Source organism: Enterococcus sp. 22-H-5-01, assembly GCF_050310005.1.
In the GTDB taxonomy this organism is placed as follows: domain Bacteria; phylum Bacillota; class Bacilli; order Lactobacillales; family Enterococcaceae; genus Enterococcus_A; species Enterococcus_A hailinensis.
Genome location: NZ_CP189993.1, coordinates 1,241,019 through 1,260,829, shown reverse-complemented (window position 1 = coordinate 1,260,829; position 19,811 = coordinate 1,241,019). Strand labels below are relative to the sequence as shown.

Genomic DNA, 19,811 nt, shown 5'->3' with positions numbered 1-19,811 from the left:
TTATTGTGCAAATAAATTGAGGGTTTGTCAATTATAATTTTACTAATTCAACTAAAAATTCTGATTTATATTGAGAAAAAGCTAAAAACGTTTGGGGACATAAAAATAATACATGTTATAAAAATAAAAATAAAAAAACAGCTATCTAGATTATAGATAGCTGTTTCGTTTAATCATCGAGTGTCATGATCATTGGTAAGATCATTGGATGACGTTCTGTTTGATCAAATAAGTAAGGTTGCAAGGCGGCAACCATTGCATTTTTTAATTTGGCTTCAGTACAGCCCGCTTCATTAAGGGCTTCACGTAAAGCATGGAATAAAATTCGTTGGCCTTCGTTGATCATATCACCAGATTCTCGCATATAGACGAAACCACGAGATAAAATATCTGGGCCAGCCAAGATTTCTTTCTTCTCGATATCTACTGTGGCTACAGTTAAGACTAAACCTTCTTCAGAAAGAATTCGACGGTCACGTAAAACAACGTTCCCGATATCTCCGATACCACTACCATCAACATAGACATCTGTTGCATTGAAATGTCCAGCGCGGCGAGCAGTGTCAGCAGTTAATGCCAAGATATCTCCATTTTCCATAATAAAGCAATTATCTTCAGGGACACCTGTATCCTGGGCCAAACCGGCATGGATTTTTAACATCCGAAATTCCCCATGGATCGGTACAAAGTATTTAGGCTTCATTAGTCGCAACATCAATTTTTGTTCTTGTTGACTACCGTGACCAGAAGTATGGATATTGTTCACTTTACCATGAATGACTTCCGCACCCGCTTCAGATAGCAAGTTGATCAAATGATTGACACTTGTTGTATTACCAGGAATCGGAGAACTTGAGAAGATCACCGTGTCATCTGGTTGAATTTGGATTTGACGGTGGGTACCATTTGCGATTCGTGAAAGAGCCGCCATTGGTTCCCCTTGAGAACCTGTACATAAGATCATCAATTCATTGGCCGGTAAATTATTGATTTCGTGTGCATCAACAAAAGTACCATCCGGCACAGTGATATAACCTAATTTTTGACCATTGACGATCGCATTTTCCATACTGCGTCCGAAAACAGCGATTTTTCGACCGGTAGCAACTGCAGCAGTTGCTGCTTGTTGCAAACGAGAAATATTAGAAGCGAAGGTAGCAAAAATGATTCGACCTTCAATTTTTTCCATAATTCGCAAAATCGATTGTCCGATAGTTTGTTCAGACTTAGTAAAAGTCGGAACTTCTGCATTGGTACTATCCGAAAGCAAACATAGGACGCCTTCTTCACCAAGTTTTGCCATCCGATGTAAATTAGCAGGTTGACCAACAGGGGTGAAATCAAACTTGAAGTCTCCAGTTTCTACAATATTACCAGAAGGTGTTTTAACAACGACACCTAAAGGATCAGGAATACTGTGAGTGGTGCGGAAGAAACTGACAGATGTTTTACGGAAGCGGATCACTGAATCTTCATCGATTTCATGTAATTCGGCATCACGTAATAATCCGTGTTCATCCAATTTATTTTTGATCAAAGCTAAAGCTAAAGCTCCAGCATAAATCGGGATATTGGCTTGCTTCAATAAATAAGGCACACCACCGATATGATCTTCGTGACCATGAGTGATCACAAGGGCTTTGACTTTATTGATGTTTTGGACAACATAACTAAAATCGGGAATGACATAATCAATTCCTAGTAAATCATCTTCGGGAAATTTTATTCCGGCATCGATGATGATAATCTCATCTTGGAATTGAACCCCATACATATTTTTTCCGATTTCGCCCAATCCACCAATGGCAAAGACACCAGTTTCATTGTTTTTTAGCGAAAGTTTCATACTAGAACTCCGTTAACTTGAAGTCGGCATTTTCTTTTTCGTATTCTAAATGATTGCCTTCTAAAAGTTGGATATATTCCACGTTATATGGGGTATTATCGCGCAATAAGTTGTGTACCATTTCTTCGTTTTCAGCTTCCACATATAAAGATTGTGTTTGCTCGCGTTTTGGGTTACGTTCTTTGGTTTCTTGATAATAAACTTTGTAAATCATGAATCTATCTCCTTTATTTGCATAATAGCAATTTTTTCCACGACAAAATGAGGGGCGGCTGCCACCTTTTTTTTATGCTCAATGGGTTAGCAGTGACTAATTCATTGAGAAGAAGCCTCGTCTTTGCTTCTTGCTTGAAAAAACAATTTCACCGTTCTTTGGGTTGTTCTTACAACAATTACTTGTAGTTTATCACAGAATAAATAAGAAGTATAGAAACTAGGAAGTGAAATGAGGATTCCTTAGAAATTTTCAGAAAGACTAAAAATCGGAATAAAAAAATCAATCTATGAACAGGCATTAGTATTTCATCTGTGCTATATTGAAATCATTACGTTATGGAAAGAGGCGAGAAAGAATGAAGTTGATGTTGCGCTATACATGGCGCTATAAAAAGTTATTGCTATTTGATTTCATCAGTGTGTTTGGATTTATTTTGATCGAGTTGGGATTGCCGACGATATTGGCGATGATGATCGATAAAGGAATCGGCAACAATGATTTTTCTTATATCCAAAAAATGGGGATTGTGATGATTGCGATTACGATCGTCGGAGTAGTGATGAGTATCTCATTGCGCTATTTTAGTTCTCAGATCACTTCTAGAATGGTTGCAGCGATCCGTGACGATCTGTTTGAAAAAATTCAAGGTTTCTCTCATTCAGAGTATGAACAGATCGGCGTATCCTCATTGATTACACGAACAACAAATGATGCGTATCAAATCATGTTGTTTATGCAAAATATCCTAACTACGGGTTTTATGACTCCAATGATGTTTGGGATGAGTTTATATTTGATCATGCGAACAAGTCCAGGTTTAGGTATTTATGTTTTGTTGGCGCTACCGATATTATTATTAGCTGTTTTGCTATTGGCAAAATATTCAGAGCCATTATCCACGAAGCAGCAAAAAAACTTAGACAATATCAATGGTATCTTGCGTGAGAACCTCTCAGGTTTACGCGTAATTCGAGCCTTCGTCAATGAAAAGTTTGAAGAGCTGCGTTTTCGGTTAGTCAACGATGCGTATACGAATAGTTCGAAGAGTTTGTTTCATTTAATGGCGGTCGCACAACCGGGCTTCTTCTTTCTGTTTAATATCGTGATGGCCTTGATTATTTGGAATGGGACGCTTCAAATTAGTGATGGAAACTTAGCAGTTGGAACACTGATTGCTTTCATTGAATATATTTTTCATGCTTTGTATTCGTTTATGCTCTTTGCTACGGTCTTTATGATGTATCCGCGCGCGAATGTTTCTGCTGAACGGATCCAAGAAGTTTTTGATATGGAACCATTGATAAAAAATGCACCAGGACAAGCGATTGTGCCACAAGAAACTAGTTCACTAGAATTTCGTGATGTGACCTTTGCTTATCCAGGACATGCAGAAAGTCCAGTGATTCGAAACGTTAGTTTTACTGCAGGACCAGGTGAGACGGTTGCTTTTATCGGAAGTACTGGATCAGGAAAATCGACATTGATTCAATTGATTCCTCGTTTTTATGATGTAACGGAAGGTCAAGTATTGGTTGATGGGAAAGATGTCCGTGATTATCAATTAAAAGATCTACGTGAAAAAATCGGGTATATCCCACAAAAAGCACAACTATTTACTGGGACGATCGCAGATAATTTACGTTACGGGAAAAAAGATGCGACCCAAGCAGAGATGGAGCGAGCAGTCGAAATCGCTCAGGCTACTGATTTTATTGCTCAAAAGCCAGATGGCTATGAAGAAAAATTAGCTGAAGGCGGAAGTAATTTTTCTGGCGGACAAAAACAACGGTTAGCGATCGCTCGTGCAGTGATTCGTCAACCAGAAATCTATATTTTTGATGATAGTTTTTCAGCATTGGATTATCAAACGGATGCTAGATTACGGGCACGGCTAAAAAAAGAAACGACAGACGCAGCTGTGTTGATCGTCGCTCAACGGGTGGGAACGATCATGCATGCGGATAAAATCATCGTCTTGAATGAAGGTGACGTTGTCGGCATCGGGACACATCGAGAATTATTGGAAAATTGTCCGATCTATTATGATATTGCCGCTTCACAATTATCGAAGGAGGAATTAGCATGAGAAAATACACTTCTTCTTTAAAACGGTTGATGCATTATATCAATCCTTACAAAAAAACGTTTATTCTGGTTTTGATTTTAGCAATCGGCACGTTGTTGTTAGGGACTTGGCTGCCGTACTTGACCGGTCTGCCGACGACCGAAGTCAGCAGAAATATCTCTCAAGGTGAAGCTGTCAATTTTGATTATGTCTTCAAATGGTTGGTCGTGATTGTGATCGTTGGGATTTTATATTGCATTACACAATTGGGAACAGGTTGGTTGATGGCTAACGTTGTTCAATCAGCGATGCGTGACCTGCGTGAAGACATCGAAGCCAAGATCAATCGTCTACCGGTTTCTTATTTTGATCGCAATCAACAAGGAAATATTTTATCTCGAGTGACTAATGATGTGGATGCTGTCAGCAATGCGATGCAACAAGCTATCATCAAATCGATCAATGCGGTCTTAGGAATTTTATTAGCCGTTGGAATGATGTTTTACATCAATCCAACAATGGCGCTTTTTTCGATCATCATGATTCCATTATCAATCATTATTTCACGGAAAATCGTCCAAGTTTCGCAAAAAGATTTTCAAGGCATGCAGAACTCTTTAGGTGAACTGAATGGTTTTGTTCAAGAAAATATGACTGGTTTTAGTGTGTTGAAACTTTACGGACGGGAACAAGAAACGCTTGAGGGATTCAGTGAAGTCAATCATCAATTACGCCATTACGGCTTCCGCGCAGCATTTGTTTCTAGTATGATGCAGCCGTTGGTGCAGTTGACGGCGTATGCTACTTATATTGCTATGGCAATTTTAGGTAGTTGGAATGTGATTCACGGTGTAATTTTAGTTGGGCAATTACAAGCGTTTATCCAATACATTTGGCAGGTCAGCCAACCGATGGGGGAAATCACACAGCTTTCTTCAATGATCCAAAGCGCGTCTGCTTCGGCAAAACGAGTATTTGAGATTTTGGATGAGCCGGAAGAAACATTAAACGAACAAGATGTTCCACTTCCAGAACCTGTTCAAGGAAATGTTGTTTTTGATCATGTCCGCTTCGGTTATGATTCGAAAAAAACATTGATCAACGATTTGAACTTTGAAGTTAAGGCTGGTGAGACGGTAGCAATCGTTGGTCCCACGGGTGCTGGAAAAACTACGTTAATCAATTTGTTGATGCGTTTTTATGATATTGATAGTGGAAGAATTTTAATCGATGGTGTTAATACCCAAGAAATGGATCGTTCGGATGTTCGTTCGCAGTTTGGGATGGTTTTACAAGATGCTTGGTTATATGAAGGGACGATTGCTGACAATATCCGTTTTGGTCGTTTAGATGCAACTGACTATGAAGTAGTAGATGCTGCCAAAACTGCGAACGTTGATCATTTTATTCGTACGATGCCAGGTGGGTACGAAATGGAAATCAATTCAGAAGGGGACAACGTCTCATTAGGTCAAAAACAATTATTAACGATTGCTAGGGCGATCATTTCAGATCCTAAAATTTTGATTTTAGATGAAGCAACCAGTTCTGTGGATACGCGTTTAGAAGGTTTGATCCAAAAAGCGATGGATCGAGTAATGGAGGGCCGTACAAGTTTCGTGATTGCGCATCGTTTATCCACGATCCGTGATGCTGATTTAATTTTGGTCATGCGAGATGGCGATATCATCGAACATGGGACACATAATGAATTGTTAGCGCAAGATGGTTTCTACGAACAATTGTATAATAGCCAATTTATGGAAGAAACAGAATAAATAGAGAAGGTATGAGCAAAGCTCATACCTTTTTTATTTTAAAGGATAGAATGGATCTTTTAGTTGATAAAATAGGAGAAGGCAGAAGTGAGATGCTATACTGATTTTGAGGTGAGTAGTATGACAAATTTTATTGCAAAGAGTGCAGATGTATATGGTGATGTAATAATCGGAGAAGGTTCGACTATTTGGTTTCAAAGTGTCCTGAGAGGTGATAACAATACCATCTCAATTGGAGAAAAAAGCAATATTCAAGACGGTACGATCGTGCATGTCGATCAAGATGCCCCAACATTGATCGGAGATCATGTAACGATTGGCCATGCAGCGATTATCCATGGTTGCATGATCAAGTCAGGTGCTTTAGTCGGGATGGGCGCAACGATTTTGAATCATGCAATAATCGGAGAAAATAGTTTGATTGGAGCGGGTTCTTTAGTGACTGAAGGAACAATCATTCCGGCGAATTCACTAGCTTTCGGCGCGCCTGCTCGTGTGATCCGTTCATTGACACCAGCAGAAATCGAAAAAAACCATGCAAATGCAGAGCATTATTATCAATTAGGAAATGCGTATTTAAATGAAGAAATCCTAAAATATCAGCAAAAAGATTAAATGGTGATTACACAACGGATCGAGGTTAAACATTCGATCCGTTTCTTTGCATGTTTGGAGAGGTTTTATTGTGAATTATTTGGGAATACCTATATAATCTTACTTAAAGGAAGTGGATAACATGGATGGAAGTAAAATGAATCAAGAACCAGTTAATGAAGAAGAATTAATTGCGAAAGGGTACCGCAAATATCATGGGGACGGAATCGATATTTATTACAATAAAAATATCTGTGCCCATATTGGAAATTGCGTTCGCGGAAATCCAGAGATTTTTGAAGTTGGACGTCGCCCGTGGATCATCCCAGATAATGGCAGTGTAGAAAATGCCAGTTATGTTGTAGATACTTGTCCTAGTGGGGCTTTAAAGTACGTGATCAAAAAATAATCAATCCATTAAAAAGTAGAGGAGTGTTCCTATGACAATCAAAGAAGAAAAAGATCGTTTTGTCCTATTGAATGATGAAGGAGCAGAAGCTGGAGAAATGACTTGGTCTAATGCAGGTTCTGAAATCATGATCATCGATCACACATTTGTGGATCCAACCTATCGTGGTCAAGGGCTAGCAGAAAAGCTAGTGGCTGCCGGAGTTGAAAAAGCGCGAAATGAGCAGAAGAAAATCATTCCATTGTGTCCTTTTGCCAAAAAAGAATTTGATCAAAAATCAGAATACGCTGATGTTTTAAGGAAATAAGTTGTAGATCTTCTCTAGCCAAAACGCTTCAATTGTGCTAGAGTGAAATTGAGGCAGTTTGGAAATAAGGAGGGTCATTCTTTGTACAATTTTATTTTAGGTGTTATCTTGGTTATATCTGTGATCATTGTTATCACGATTATGATGCAACCTAGCAAACAAAATAGTGCTGCGAGTGCTTTTACTGGCGGTGCAGATCAATTGTTCGGAAAGCAAAAAGCACGTGGCTTTGAAGCTGTGATGCAACGATCAACCGCAGTTTTAGGAGCGGTTTGGATGATTTTGCTCTTCGTATTAATGTTTTTATCTAGCAAATAAATCGACCTCTCAACTGAGAGGTCTTTTTTATTTTGTATTTCTGATAAATCAAGTACACTTAAAGATAAAGCATTAAAATCAAGAAAATGTCATTCTACTAAGGACAGAAATACGACAGTCTAATTTAAAATTGAGGAGTGAAGTCAATGGCTCAAGCACCAGAATCCTTATTTTTGCCTAGAGGAAAACGTGCGGTATTATTGCTGCATGCTTATTCAGGAAGTCCCAATGATGTACGAATGTTGGCACGTTTTTTAGAAAATTTGAATTATACAGTCTACGCACCATTATACACAGGTCATGGCACTGCAGATCCGTTAGATATTTTAAATGAAACCGCAGAGACATGGTGGCAAGACAGCAAACAAGCAGTACGCTTTTTACAAGAAAAAGGGTATTATGAGATTGCTGTATTAGGTTTGTCGATGGGTGGCATCTATGCGACTCGATTATTAGGTGAAAAGTTTGAAAAAATTATTGGTGGCGGTTTTTTCTGTTCTCCAATCGCACCGGTCAAAACAAAAGTGACGGAAAATTTTTTACTATATACAAAAAAAGTTCTAGAACGTAACGGTGAACAAGTGGCTGAGGAGAAATTAGAAAGTTATCGCCCGTTAGTCGACCGACAATTGAGCTCAATTGAAGAACAAGCCGAATATGCGTATGAAAAAGTTGGAAAAATTACTGTGCCTTTTTTTATGGCGCAAGCTGGACAAGATCAAATGATTGAAGCTTCAGGTGTTTTTGAGACTGCCACACGCCTAAAACAGACTGCTTTTACATTGAAATGGTATCCTGCGAGTGGTCATGTGATCACTGTGGGACCAGAAAGAAGACAATTTGAACAAGATGTGGCTGATTTTTTAGCTGCACTTGGCTGGAGAGAAGAAAATGGAGAGAAAAACAATTAAAGAAGAAATATTAGCAAGTTTAAAAGCTGCAAACAAAAAAAGTCTTTCAATGGAAGAATTAGCTGAGCTTTTAGAGATGCGTAAAAGCGATGACTATAAATTATTAGTCAAAACAGTTGCACAGATGGAACGAGAAAAGACATTGGAGTTTAATAAAAAGGGCAAAATCAAATTACCGTTTAAACCCGTAGAAGTAGAAGGGATTTTCCGTCGGAATGAACGAGGATTCGGCTTTGTGACGATCGATCCTGAAGAGCCGGATGTATTTATTCCCAAAGATGCAACGAATTATGCGATGGATGGCGATATCGTAATGATCGATATCCAAAAAACAGCCGATTTATTTTCAGATCGCGGAGCAGAAGGACGCGTTGTTTCTATTAAAGAGCGAAAAATTCAGCAACTTGTTGGTGAATTTACGGCTTTTGATGTAGCAGAAATCGCCGAATCAGATTTATATGGTTATGTGACACCAAAAGATAAAAAAAGCGCACAATTCAAAGTATTTATTACAGCAGAAGGTGTCCAACCGGTTGATGGAAGTGTCGTTATCGTAGAGATCACGCATTATCCAGAAAGAGGTTATGCAGAAAGTTTAGAAGGACTTGTAACGAAAGTTATCGGACATAAAAATGATCCCGGTATGGATATTTTATCGATCGTGATTGCCCAAGGAATCCCGACCCAATTTCCTGAAGAAGTTCAAACAGCTTCTGAAGAAGTCCCAGATACTATCTCTGAAGCTGATCTAATCGGTCGTCGTGATTTACGTGATCAACAGATTGTCACAATCGATGGTGCAGATGCGAAAGATTTAGATGATGCCGTGACTGTGAGAAAGTTAGCCAATGGTAATTATTTCTTAGGCGTACATATCGCCGATGTTTCTAACTATGTGACTGAAGGTAGTGTTTTAGATAAAGAAGCCTTCGAGCGTGGGACAAGCGTGTATTTGACAGATCGGGTAATTCCAATGATTCCGCAACGTTTGTCCAATGGGATTTGCTCACTGAATCCAAAAGTTCCTCGTTTAACGATGAGTTGTGAGATGGAAATCGATACGAATGGAACGGTTGTCCATCATGAAATTTTCCAAAGTGTTATCCAAACGACGGAACGAATGACGTATTCTGCTGTTAATGAGATTTTAGAAACTGAAACGCCAGAAATAATGGAACGTTACCAATCATTAGTACCGATGTTCCGATTGATGAAGGAATTACATGAGATTCTTGAAGCTCGTCGTAATAGCCGCGGTGCTATCAATTTTGAAGATCGTGAAGCCAAAATTTTAGTCGATCCTGAAGGCCGTCCGGTAGATATCGAATTACGAGAACGTGGAGTCGGAGAACGCTTGATTGAATCCCTCATGTTAGCAGCCAATGAAACAGTGGCAGAGCATTTTAACAAGTTGAAATTGCCGTTTATTTATCGAATTCATGAACAACCGAAAGAAGAAAAAATGCAACGCTTCTTTGATTTTGCTGCGGCTTTGGGGATTTTAGTGAAAGGTACCAAAGATTCGATTACACCCAAAGATTTACAGCAAGTCATTCATGAAGTAGAAGAAAAACCAGAAGCTGCGGTAATCAACACAATGCTATTACGGAGTATGCAGCAAGCGCGTTACTCTGAGGACAACTATGGTCATTATGGATTAGCTGCTGAATACTATACGCACTTTACTTCACCGATCCGTCGTTACCCTGACTTGATCGTTCATCGTTTGATCCGTACGTATAGTCAAGATCAAAGTGAAGCAACGAAAGAAAAATGGGCAGAAGCATTACCTGAAATCGCTGATCACAGTTCTAAAATGGAACGCCGTTCAGTAGAGGCAGAGCGCGAAGTAGACAGCATGAAGAAAGCCGAATACATGTCAGATAAAGTTGGTGAAGAATTTGATGGAATCATTAGTTCAGTGACCAAATTTGGGATCTTTATCGAATTGCCAAATACCGTAGAAGGTTTGATCCATCTAAATGAAATGAAACAGGATTATTATCACTTTATTGAAAACCAATTGGCTTTAGTGGGCGAACGTACGCGTCAAACCTTTAAAATCGGTCAAAAAGTACGAATCAAAGTGACGAAAGCTGATCCGGTGACTCGAGAAATCGATTTTGAGTTATTAGAAGCAGAAGAAATCCCGGCATTAGATGTTCCAAAGAATAATCAGCAAAATAAACGCCGCAAACCAACTGGTGGGCGTCAAAATAATTACGACAAATCGAAGAAAATGTCTAATAAGACGTCGAAAAATACTTCAAAATATTCATCAGATCGTCCAAATGAAGGAAAAAAAGACAAGAAAAAGAAAAAAGGGAAGAAACCTTTTTATAAATCAGTCGCTAAAAAGAACAAGCCGGGTAGAAAGAAGGGGTAATATGCCAAAAGGTGAAGGAAAACTAGTCGCACAAAATAAGAAAGCACGTCATGACTATACGATCACTGATACGATCGAAGCGGGAATCGTTTTACAAGGAACCGAAATCAAATCGATTCGTAATAGCCGGATCAATTTAAAAGATGGATTTGCAAGAATTCGTAACGGCGAGGCGTTTTTATACAATGTTCATATCAGTCCGTACGAACAAGGAAATATTTTTAATCATGATCCGGTTAGAACCCGCAAATTATTACTGCATAAAAAACAAATTGCGCGTTTAGCGGAAGAGCTTAAGAATACGGGAATCACATTAGTCCCATTAAAAGTTTATTTAAAAGACGGCTATGCCAAGGTCTTGATTGGGGTAGCAAAAGGGAAGCATCAATATGACAAACGGGAAAGTTTGAAACGTAAAGATGTGGATCGCCAAATCAGTCGAACGCTAAAAAATTATTCGCGCTAACAAAATATTCTTTTTCGCATATTTAGTTAGACTTTCTTTACTTACCCTTGTATTTTGATACGATTAACTACAATCTATACTAGCCGTTTTTCGGGCTAAGATAACTATCAGAGCGATTTCATAGAATATAAAATAACGAATCAGAAAATCTTTTTAACTTATTCGAAAAATTTTAGGAAAATTCTTTGAAATTTTCTTGCTCTGGTGGTAACATACGAGAGTATTTTGAGGAGCAGCGCAAAGCAGCACGAGTTGACGCTAGTCGCTGGGAAGAGAGGTGAACTGGATTGGATGAAAAATCTTGGTTTTTCCATGTTGGGCCGGTATGGTTTGATGGGACGGTGACGACAATGATCATCGTGACGTGTGTGATCGTCTTTTTCCTTGTCTTTGCATTTACCCGCAACCTAACATTGAAACCCAAAGGAAAGCAAAACGCAATTGAGTGGGTTATAGATTTCACTACGAATATTGTTGGTGACAACATGCCTCGCAATGAAGTCAGAAATTTTAGTTTGTTCTCATTTACGTTGTTCTTATTTATTTTTGTAGCGAACCAAATCGGACTTGTCACAAAGATCGTCACTGGAAACGACGTGACCTATTGGAAGAGTCCTACAGCTAATCCTTTTGTAACAATGGGATTGGCACTACTCGTTTTGACTTTATCACATTACCTAGGTACCGAAAAAATGGGTCTAGGTGGATACATCAAAAATTCTTTCTTTACACCTGCAGGATTATTTCCTATTAAACTGATGGAAGAATTTACGAATGTTATCACGTTAGGTTTACGTCTTTACGGGAATATCTTTGCTGGTGAAGTCTTGCTTTCATTGATTGCAAGTGTTGTAACAAGTACAGGGTGGATCACCTTGCCATTAGTTATCCCACTAGAAATGATATGGATCGCATTCTCACTATTTATCGGTAGTATCCAAGCATTTGTTTTCACAACTCTATCTATGGTTTATATCAGTCATAAAATCGAGGTAGAATAAAAAAATTAATACACTTTTAGGAGGAAAATTATTATGAACTTTATCGGTGCAGGAATCGCAATTATGGGGGCCGCAATCGGGGCTGGTTATGGTAACGGACAAGTAATCTCAAAAGCAATTGAATCTATGGCTCGCCAACCAGAAATGTCAGGACAAATTCGTTCAACAATGTTTATCGGTGTTGGTTTGATCGAAGCTGTGCCAATCTTGGGTGTAGTTTTAGGTATGTTAATGGTTTTCCAATAAAATTTAATGCTTTTTTGTTTAGTCTCATTTCAAAGAATGAGCGAAAGAACTGTTTAACAGTTTTTTAATGAGGAAGACGCACAGAAAGGAAGACCGAGTATGCTGAATCTAGTTATTGCTGAGACCGTCAATACAACGCTCGGTAATTTAATCGCCGTTACTGCATCATTCGTGATCTTAATGGCGTTACTAAAAAAATTCGCGTGGGGTGCCGTTCAAGACATTCTGAAAAAACGTGAAGACAAGATCGCCAACGATCTAGATTCTGCCGAACAATCACGTAAAAAAGCAGCTGAATTAGAAAAAGAACGTGAAACACAATTAGCGAGCTCTCGTAGTGATGCGGCAGATATCATTAAAAACGCGAAGGAAAGCGGCGAATTAAGCCGTCAAAACATCATTAAAGATACAAAAGAAGAAGTTTCTCGTCTAAAAGATCGTGCACAAGCCGAAATCAAAGACGAACGTGACAATGCGTTGACTTCTGTTAAAGATGATGTTGCGACACTTTCCCTACAAATCGCGGAAAAAATCTTGAGCAAAGAGCTTTCACAAGATGCTCATCAAGATTTGATCAACGAATATATGACTAAGCTAGGTAACACAAAACATGAAGCTTGATAAATACACTGTTGGTAAGCGTTATGGAAAAGCTTTGTTTGAATTGGCGATCGAAAATAAAGTTGCCGATAGCGTTTATCAAGAGTTATTGACGATTCGAGAAATCTGTAAAGAAATTCCGGATCTAGGCGATATCTTGACGGATGTCCGTTTACAAGGCGCTGAGAAAAAAGCGATTATGGATGCTTTTACCGGTGGTTTTGACGGCATCGTCAAACACTTTTTACTAGTTGTTTTTGAATACAATCGTAGCGACGATCTACCATTTATGATCGAAGAATTTGAACAACGTTATGATGCGATGAATAAAATCGCTCACGGGACAGTTACTACTGCTGTACCGCTCTCTGAAGAAAAGAAACACGAACTTGAAGCAAAAGTCGCTGATGTTTTTGGCTACCAGAAGGCCACTTTAACCCCGATTATTGATGAATCGATTCTCGGCGGTGTCATTGTTGAAGCCGATCATCAAGTGATCGACGGCAGCCTCGCCAGCCAATTAAATGGTCTACGAGCAGCACTTAGTAAAAAGTAGAGAAGAAGAGGTGAAATGAATGGCCATCAAAGCAGAAGAAATCAGTGCTTTAATTAAAGAACAAATTCAAAATTATGATAACAAGTTGTCTGTTGAAGAAATCGGAACAGTCACTTACGTTGGGGACGGAATTGCTCGTGCTCACGGTTTAGAAAATGCAATGAGTGGAGAACTTTTAGAGTTTTCTAATGGCTCTTACGGTATGGCACAAAATTTAGAAAGTAATGATGTTGGTATCATCGTTCTAGGTGAATTTGAGTCCATTCGTGAAGGAGACAAAGTAAAACGTACTGGTAAAATCATGGAAGTCCCTGTTGGGGAAAACATGATCGGTCGCGTTGTGAACCCATTAGGTCAACCAATCGATGGAATGGGTCCAATCGAAACATCAAAAACACGTCCAGTTGAAGCTATGGCGCCAGGCGTTATGCAACGTAAATCAGTATCAGAACCAATGCAAACTGGTTTGAAAGCTATCGATGCACTTGTTCCAATCGGCCGCGGCCAACGTGAATTAGTTATCGGTGACCGCAAAACGGGTAAAACATCTATCGCTATCGATACGATCATCAATCAAAAAGGATTAGATATGATCTGTATCTATGTTGCGATCGGACAAAAAGAATCAACTGTTCGTTCACAAGTTGAAACATTACGTAAATACGGTGCAATGGATTACACCATCGTTGTTACAGCCGGAGCTTCTCAACCAGCGCCATTATTATTTATTGCTCCTTATGCTGGTACAGCTATGGGTGAAGAATTCATGTATAACGGTAAACACGTATTAGTTGTGTTTGATGATTTATCTAAACAAGCGGTCGCTTATCGTGAACTGTCATTACTATTACGTCGTCCGCCAGGTCGTGAAGCTTACCCAGGGGATGTTTTCTACTTGCATTCACGTTTATTAGAACGTGCTGCGAAACTTTCAGACGAACTAGGTGGCGGTTCATTGACGGCCTTACCATTCGTTGAAACACAAGCCGGAGATATCTCTGCGTATATCCCAACGAACGTTATCTCTATTACTGATGGACAAATTTTCTTAGAAAGTGATTTGTTCTATGCAGGTATCCGTCCATCTGTTGATGCTGGTTTATCTGTATCACGTGTTGGTGGTTCTGCACAAATCAAAGCAATGAAAAAAGTTGCCGGAACTTTGCGTTTAGACCTTGCCAGCTATCGTGAACTAGAAGCCTTCACACAATTCGGTTCTGATTTAGATGCTGCAACACAAGCAAAATTAAATCGTGGACGCCGTACTGTAGAAGTATTGAAACAAAAACTTCATGAACCACTTCCTGTTGAAAAACAAGTCGTGATTCTTTATGCCTTGACTCATGGCGTACTTGATAGTATTCCAGTCAATAGTATTTTAGATTTCGAAGCTCAATTATTTGAATACTTGGAAACAAATCATTCAGATCTATTCGCAACTATCCGCGATACAAAAGATCTTCCTGATACTGATAAATTAGACAGTGCGATCCAAGAATTCAAAGAAATCTTTGATGCTTCAAACGCTAACCAAGAAAAAGCATAATCGAGGTGAGAGAAAATCATGGCATCCTTAAATGAAATCAAAACACGGATTGCATCGACGAAGAAAACTAGCCAAATCACCAAAGCTATGCAAATGGTATCAGCCTCTAAATTAACGAAATCAGAAATGTATTCAGCTAGATTCCAAATCTATGCTTCAAAAGTGCGTGAAGTCTTAACGCATTTGACAGCAAGTCAATTAACGGAATTAGCTAGTTCTGGTGGTTCGTTAGGCGGGATCAACTATCACAGTATGTTGTTGAATCGTCCAGTCAAAAAAACAGGTTATATTGTTATTACTTCAGATGGTGGCTTGGTAGGCGGCTATAATAGTTCGATCTTAAAACAGACCATGACGATGCTTGAAGATGATCATGATTCTGCCGATGAGTATGTTTTACTGGCCATTGGTGGAACCGGAGCGGACTTTTTCAAAGCTCGCGGAGTTAAATTAGCGTATGAATTACGCAATTTATCGGATCAACCAAGCTTTGATGAAGTACGAAAAATCGTTTCAATGACGACAAGTATGTATGAGAATGAAGTATTTGATGAGTTATACGTTTGTTATAACCACCATGTTAATTCATTGTCTAGTCAATTCCGTGTAGAAAAAATGCTGCCAATTTCAGATTTGGATCCAAGCGAAGCACAAACATATCGCGAGGAATACCTTTTCGAACCATCAAAAGAAGCAATCTTAGATCAATTACTTCCTCAATATGCAGAAAGTTTGATTTATGGTGCGATCGTTGATGCCAAAACAGCAGAACATGCAGCCGGAATGACTGCGATGAAGACCGCAACAGATAATGCTGGCGCGATCATCGATGACTTAACTATCTCATTCAACCGCGCGCGTCAAGCAGCGATTACCCAAGAGATTACTGAAATTGTCGGCGGGGCTTCCGCATTAGAATAATTTCGAGATTGGAGGAAAAAACATGAGTTCAGGCAAGATTGTTCAAGTTATTGGTCCCGTTGTCGACGTGGAATTTTCTTTAGATCAATCCTTACCAGACATCAACAATGCGTTGATTGTTTATAAAAATGATAAAACAAAAGTTGTGCTTGAAGCCGCTTTGGAACTAGGTGATGGTGTTATCCGCACGATCGCCATGGAATCAACAGACGGATTACAACGTGGAATGGAAGTTGTCGATACAGGCAAATCTATTTCTGTTCCTGTGGGTAAAGAAACTTTAGGTCGTGTGTTTAACGTATTAGGTGAAACGATCGATAAAGAAGCACCTTTCCCAGAGGATGCTGAAAGAAGTGGGATCCATAAAAAAGCTCCTGCTTTTGAAGACTTAAGTACAAGTAATGAAATCTTAGAAACAGGGATCAAAGTTATCGACTTATTAGCTCCTTATTTAAAAGGTGGTAAAGTCGGACTATTCGGTGGTGCCGGTGTTGGTAAAACCGTATTGATTCAAGAATTGATTCATAATATTGCACAAGAACACGGTGGTATTTCTGTATTTACCGGTGTTGGTGAACGTACTCGTGAAGGGAACGACCTTTATTATGAAATGAAAGATTCTGGCGTTATTGAAAAAACAGCCATGGTGTTTGGACAAATGAATGAGCCACCAGGTGCACGTATGCGTGTTGCCTTGACTGGTTTAACATTAGCTGAATACTTCCGTGATGAAGAAGGACAAGATGTGTTGCTATTTATCGACAACATCTTCCGCTTTACTCAAGCCGGATCAGAAGTTTCTGCGTTACTTGGACGTATGCCATCAGCCGTTGGTTATCAACCAACGTTAGCAACTGAAATGGGTCAATTACAAGAACGTATCACTTCAACGAAAAAAGGATCAATTACATCTATCCAAGCTATCTATGTGCCAGCCGATGACTATACTGACCCAGCGCCAGCTACAGCATTCGCCCATTTAGATGCAACAACTAACTTGGAACGTAAATTGACAGAACAAGGTATTTATCCTGCCGTGGATCCATTAGCTTCATCTTCAAGTGCGTTAGCACCTGAAATCGTTGGTGAAGAACATTACCGCGTAGCAACTGAAGTTCAACGTGTTTTACAACGTTATCGTGAATTGCAAGATATCATTGCTATCTTAGGGATGGATGAATTATCAGATCAAGAAAAAGTTATTGTTTCTCGTGCTCGTCGAATTCAATTCTTCTTATCACAAAACTTTAACGTAGCGGAACAATTCACTGGTCTACCAGGTTCTTACGTACCCGTAGAAAAAACTGTCGAAGGATTTAAAGAAATTCTAGATGGTAAATACGATGATCTTCCAGAAGAAGCATTCCGTAGTGTAGGTCCAATCGAAGACGTAATAGAAAAAGCGAAAACTTTAGGCTACTAGAAAGAGGTGCCCGATGGAACAAGAAAAAAGCAAGGTTCTGCAAGTGAACGTTGTTACTCCAGATGGTAACGTCTATGAACACAATGCAGCCATCGTTATTGCAAGAACGGTTGCTGGTGAAATTGGGATCTTACCAAATCACGCGCCAATTATTGCGCCTCTTGTAATCGATGAAGTTCGTATTCGTCGTACGGATTCGGATACACACGTGGATTGGATTGCAGTCAACGGTGGAATCATGGAAGTTCGGGACAATGTTTTGACGATTATTGCTGATACAGCAGAACGTGAACGTGATATTGACGTCTCACGTGCCGAAAGAGCAAAACAACGTGCGGAAGCACGAATCCAAGAAGCACGTGAAAAACAAGACACAGACCAATTGAGTCGTGCCGAAGTTGCTTTACACCGTGCTATGAACCGGATTAAAGTTTCAAAACATAGTTAGTTTGAATTTCAAACTTACTTATAAAAGGAGAGCTAAATCTTAGGATTTAGCTCTCCTTTTTTTAATTTTAATATAAGGGTATTTATTCAAAAAAAGCTATAAATATTAAGCTCATTTAACAAAAAAATCATAATAATACATTTGTTATCAAATATTTTTGTATTTTCTTCTTTTTTACTAGCTAAAATATTCGAACTATTCAATTAAATTAAGACTATAGAAAATAAATATCAGTCATTGGAGATGAGAATATGGAAAGTGCCCAATCTACAAAAATTACTAAAATAAAAAGCTATCGTAAAAATACAGCACAACTTTCGATTAAACCGTACATAAAAAAAATAATTCCATGGATTATTCCTATTAGTTTGATTTTAGCTTGGCAAGTCAGTAGCCAGTTAGGCTGGTTGGCTAGTGAAACAATGCCGTCTCCACTATCGATCATAGAGAACGGTATCCAATTATTTCAAAGTGGAGAATTATTCAAACATATCAGTATCAGCTTATATCGTGCTACCGTCGGATTGATTATTGGGGGAAGCATCGGATTTATTTTAGGTGTCATCAATGGCGTTTCAAAATTAAGTTGCCAACTTTTTGATACAACGATTCAAATGTTTGGAAATATTCCTCATGTCGCGTTGACGCCATTAGTGATTTTAGTTTTAGGAATTGGTGAACCAGCTAAGATTTTTCTTGTAGCTGTCGGTGTCATGTTTCCAATCTATATCAATACGTATCACGGTATCCGGTCAGTTGATTCAGAACTTTTAGAAATGGGAAAATCTTATGGATTACATAATTGGGAATTATTCAAAAAAGTGATCTTTCCAGCCGCTTTGCCGACGATTTTGATGGGTGTTCGCTATGCACTAGGTGTAATGTGGACAACATTGATCGTTGCTGAAACGATTGCTTCAGATTCTGGAATTGGCTATCTTGCGGTAACAGCTCAAGACTTTTTAGATATGAAGACGATTATCTTATGTATTTTGATCTACGCATTGTTAGGTAAAGCTTACGATATCATCGCTAAAAATTTAGAAAAAGTTTTTCTAGCGTGGCAAGATCAAGAAAGGATGGATGAACATGTCTAATGAGTTAGTAGCATTAAAACATATTGGAAAAAAATATGAAGAAAAAGAAGTACTGACCGATGTAAATTTAAAAATCCAACGAGGTGAATTTGTTAGTTTAGTTGGAAAAAGCGGGGGTGGAAAAAGTACACTGTTACGCTTGATTGCTGGTTTGGAAAAAAATGATGGTGGCTTAATCGAATATCCGGCTGCTCCAGTTATCCGGGTGATGTTTCAAAACGACCGTTTACTGCCTTGGATGACAGTTATTGACAATGTTTGTTTTAGAGAAAAAGATCACTATGCTTTAGCAAGAAAACTATTACAACAAGTTGGACTAAGTGATTTTGCAGAGAAATATCCGGACCAGCTTTCCGGTGGACAACGTCAAAGAGTTGCCTTGGCTCGTGCATTGATGGCTAAACCCGATTTATTATTGTTAGATGAACCACTAGGTGCTTTGGATGCACTTACTCGAAGTCAAATGCAAGAATTGATTTTAGATATTTGTAATGAGCAACAAGTGACTTTAGTGATCGTAACGCATGATGTGAATGAGGCTGTAAAAATGGGCCAACGAGTTGTTATTATGAAAAATGGTCAGAATCATTATGAAGCAGCAGATTTTAGCGGTGATGTAAAAACAGAAGTCAAAGTCACTCAGCAAATCTACAACGAGCTGATGGAGGCTCTTTAA

At 38.9% G+C, this 19,811-nt stretch carries 21 protein-coding genes; 19 read left to right on the top strand and 2 right to left on the bottom strand.

The window, feature by feature from the left end:
* Window positions 1-169: 169 nt before the first annotated feature.
* Together rnjA and ACQKTA_RS06455 are read right to left on the bottom strand one after the other, a co-directional pair.
* A complete protein-coding gene (gene rnjA / locus ACQKTA_RS06460; RefSeq protein WP_407857709.1) occupies window positions 170-1,846 on the bottom strand; it encodes a ribonuclease J1 in 1,677 nt (558 codons plus the stop codon).
* A 1-nt stretch (window position 1,847) separates the two neighbouring features.
* Window positions 1,848-2,060: a DNA-directed RNA polymerase subunit epsilon gene (locus ACQKTA_RS06455; protein ID WP_071857481.1), complete on the bottom strand. Its 213-nt coding sequence runs from the start codon at window positions 2,058-2,060 to the stop codon at window positions 1,848-1,850.
* A gap of 358 nt (window positions 2,061-2,418) precedes the next feature.
* Between ACQKTA_RS06455 and ACQKTA_RS06450 the strand changes: the two genes are divergently transcribed.
* The 19 genes from ACQKTA_RS06450 to ACQKTA_RS06360 all read left to right on the top strand — a co-directional run bounded on the left by ACQKTA_RS06450 (window position 2,419) and on the right by ACQKTA_RS06360 (window position 19,811).
* Window positions 2,419-4,149: an ABC transporter ATP-binding protein gene (locus ACQKTA_RS06450; protein WP_427813172.1), complete on the top strand. Its 1,731-nt coding sequence runs from the start codon at window positions 2,419-2,421 to the stop codon at window positions 4,147-4,149.
* A complete protein-coding gene (locus ACQKTA_RS06445; protein WP_427813171.1) occupies window positions 4,146-5,906 on the top strand; it encodes an ABC transporter ATP-binding protein in 1,761 nt (586 codons plus the stop codon). Before ACQKTA_RS06450 ends, ACQKTA_RS06445 begins: the two co-directional genes overlap by 4 nt.
* 120 nt (window positions 5,907-6,026) lie before the next feature.
* On the top strand, window positions 6,027-6,521 hold the full coding sequence (locus ACQKTA_RS06440) for a gamma carbonic anhydrase family protein (protein ID WP_427813170.1): 495 nt from the start codon (window positions 6,027-6,029) through the stop codon (window positions 6,519-6,521).
* Window positions 6,522-6,642: 121 nt separating this feature from the next.
* Complete coding sequence (locus ACQKTA_RS06435; protein ID WP_332580816.1) at window positions 6,643-6,909, top strand: (4Fe-4S)-binding protein; 267 nt, start codon at window positions 6,643-6,645, stop codon at window positions 6,907-6,909.
* 31 nt (window positions 6,910-6,940) lie between these two features.
* Complete coding sequence (locus tag ACQKTA_RS06430; protein ID WP_427813169.1) at window positions 6,941-7,216, top strand: GNAT family N-acetyltransferase; 276 nt, start codon at window positions 6,941-6,943, stop codon at window positions 7,214-7,216.
* Window positions 7,217-7,297: 81 nt separating this feature from the next.
* Window positions 7,298-7,534: a preprotein translocase subunit SecG gene (gene secG, locus ACQKTA_RS06425; RefSeq protein ID WP_332580814.1), complete on the top strand. Its 237-nt coding sequence runs from the start codon at window positions 7,298-7,300 to the stop codon at window positions 7,532-7,534.
* A 146-nt stretch (window positions 7,535-7,680) separates the two neighbouring features.
* Window positions 7,681-8,445 (top strand): alpha/beta hydrolase, encoded by a 765-nt coding sequence (locus ACQKTA_RS06420; protein WP_427813168.1) that lies wholly within the window; start codon window positions 7,681-7,683, stop codon window positions 8,443-8,445.
* Entirely contained in the window at window positions 8,426-10,831 is a 2,406-nt protein-coding gene (gene rnr, locus ACQKTA_RS06415; RefSeq protein WP_427813167.1) for a ribonuclease R, read from the top strand. Before ACQKTA_RS06420 ends, rnr begins: the two co-directional genes overlap by 20 nt.
* Before the next feature lies 1 nt (window position 10,832).
* Complete coding sequence (gene smpB, locus ACQKTA_RS06410; RefSeq protein WP_332580811.1) at window positions 10,833-11,297, top strand: SsrA-binding protein SmpB; 465 nt, start codon at window positions 10,833-10,835, stop codon at window positions 11,295-11,297.
* A gap of 287 nt (window positions 11,298-11,584) precedes the next feature.
* Complete coding sequence (atpB, locus tag ACQKTA_RS06405; protein WP_332580810.1) at window positions 11,585-12,298, top strand: F0F1 ATP synthase subunit A; 714 nt, start codon at window positions 11,585-11,587, stop codon at window positions 12,296-12,298.
* A gap of 33 nt (window positions 12,299-12,331) precedes the next feature.
* Entirely contained in the window at window positions 12,332-12,544 is a 213-nt protein-coding gene (gene atpE, locus ACQKTA_RS06400; RefSeq protein WP_010743272.1) for an ATP synthase F0 subunit C, read from the top strand.
* Window positions 12,545-12,643: 99 nt separating this feature from the next.
* Window positions 12,644-13,165, top strand: a complete 522-nt coding sequence (gene atpF / locus ACQKTA_RS06395) for a F0F1 ATP synthase subunit B (protein ID WP_407855507.1) — start codon at window positions 12,644-12,646, stop codon at window positions 13,163-13,165.
* Window positions 13,155-13,700, top strand: coding sequence for an ATP synthase F1 subunit delta (gene atpH, locus ACQKTA_RS06390; protein ID WP_332580808.1), 546 nt, complete (start codon window positions 13,155-13,157; stop codon window positions 13,698-13,700). The genes atpF and atpH overlap by 11 nt, the downstream gene beginning before the upstream one ends.
* A 19-nt stretch (window positions 13,701-13,719) precedes the next feature.
* Complete coding sequence (gene atpA / locus ACQKTA_RS06385) at window positions 13,720-15,246, top strand: F0F1 ATP synthase subunit alpha (RefSeq protein ID WP_332580807.1); 1,527 nt, start codon at window positions 13,720-13,722, stop codon at window positions 15,244-15,246.
* A gap of 15 nt (window positions 15,247-15,261) precedes the next feature.
* Window positions 15,262-16,167, top strand: a complete 906-nt coding sequence (locus ACQKTA_RS06380; protein ID WP_427814519.1) for a F0F1 ATP synthase subunit gamma — start codon at window positions 15,262-15,264, stop codon at window positions 16,165-16,167.
* A 22-nt stretch (window positions 16,168-16,189) separates the two neighbouring features.
* Window positions 16,190-17,590 (top strand): F0F1 ATP synthase subunit beta, encoded by a 1,401-nt coding sequence (gene atpD, locus ACQKTA_RS06375; protein WP_332580806.1) that lies wholly within the window; start codon window positions 16,190-16,192, stop codon window positions 17,588-17,590.
* A gap of 13 nt (window positions 17,591-17,603) precedes the next feature.
* Entirely contained in the window at window positions 17,604-18,038 is a 435-nt protein-coding gene (locus ACQKTA_RS06370; protein WP_332580805.1) for a F0F1 ATP synthase subunit epsilon, read from the top strand.
* Between the two features lie 251 nt (window positions 18,039-18,289).
* Complete coding sequence (locus tag ACQKTA_RS06365) at window positions 18,290-19,135, top strand: ABC transporter permease subunit (RefSeq protein ID WP_427813166.1); 846 nt, start codon at window positions 18,290-18,292, stop codon at window positions 19,133-19,135.
* Window positions 19,128-19,811, top strand: coding sequence for an ABC transporter ATP-binding protein (locus ACQKTA_RS06360; protein WP_427813165.1), 684 nt, complete (start codon window positions 19,128-19,130; stop codon window positions 19,809-19,811). The genes ACQKTA_RS06365 and ACQKTA_RS06360 overlap by 8 nt, the downstream gene beginning before the upstream one ends.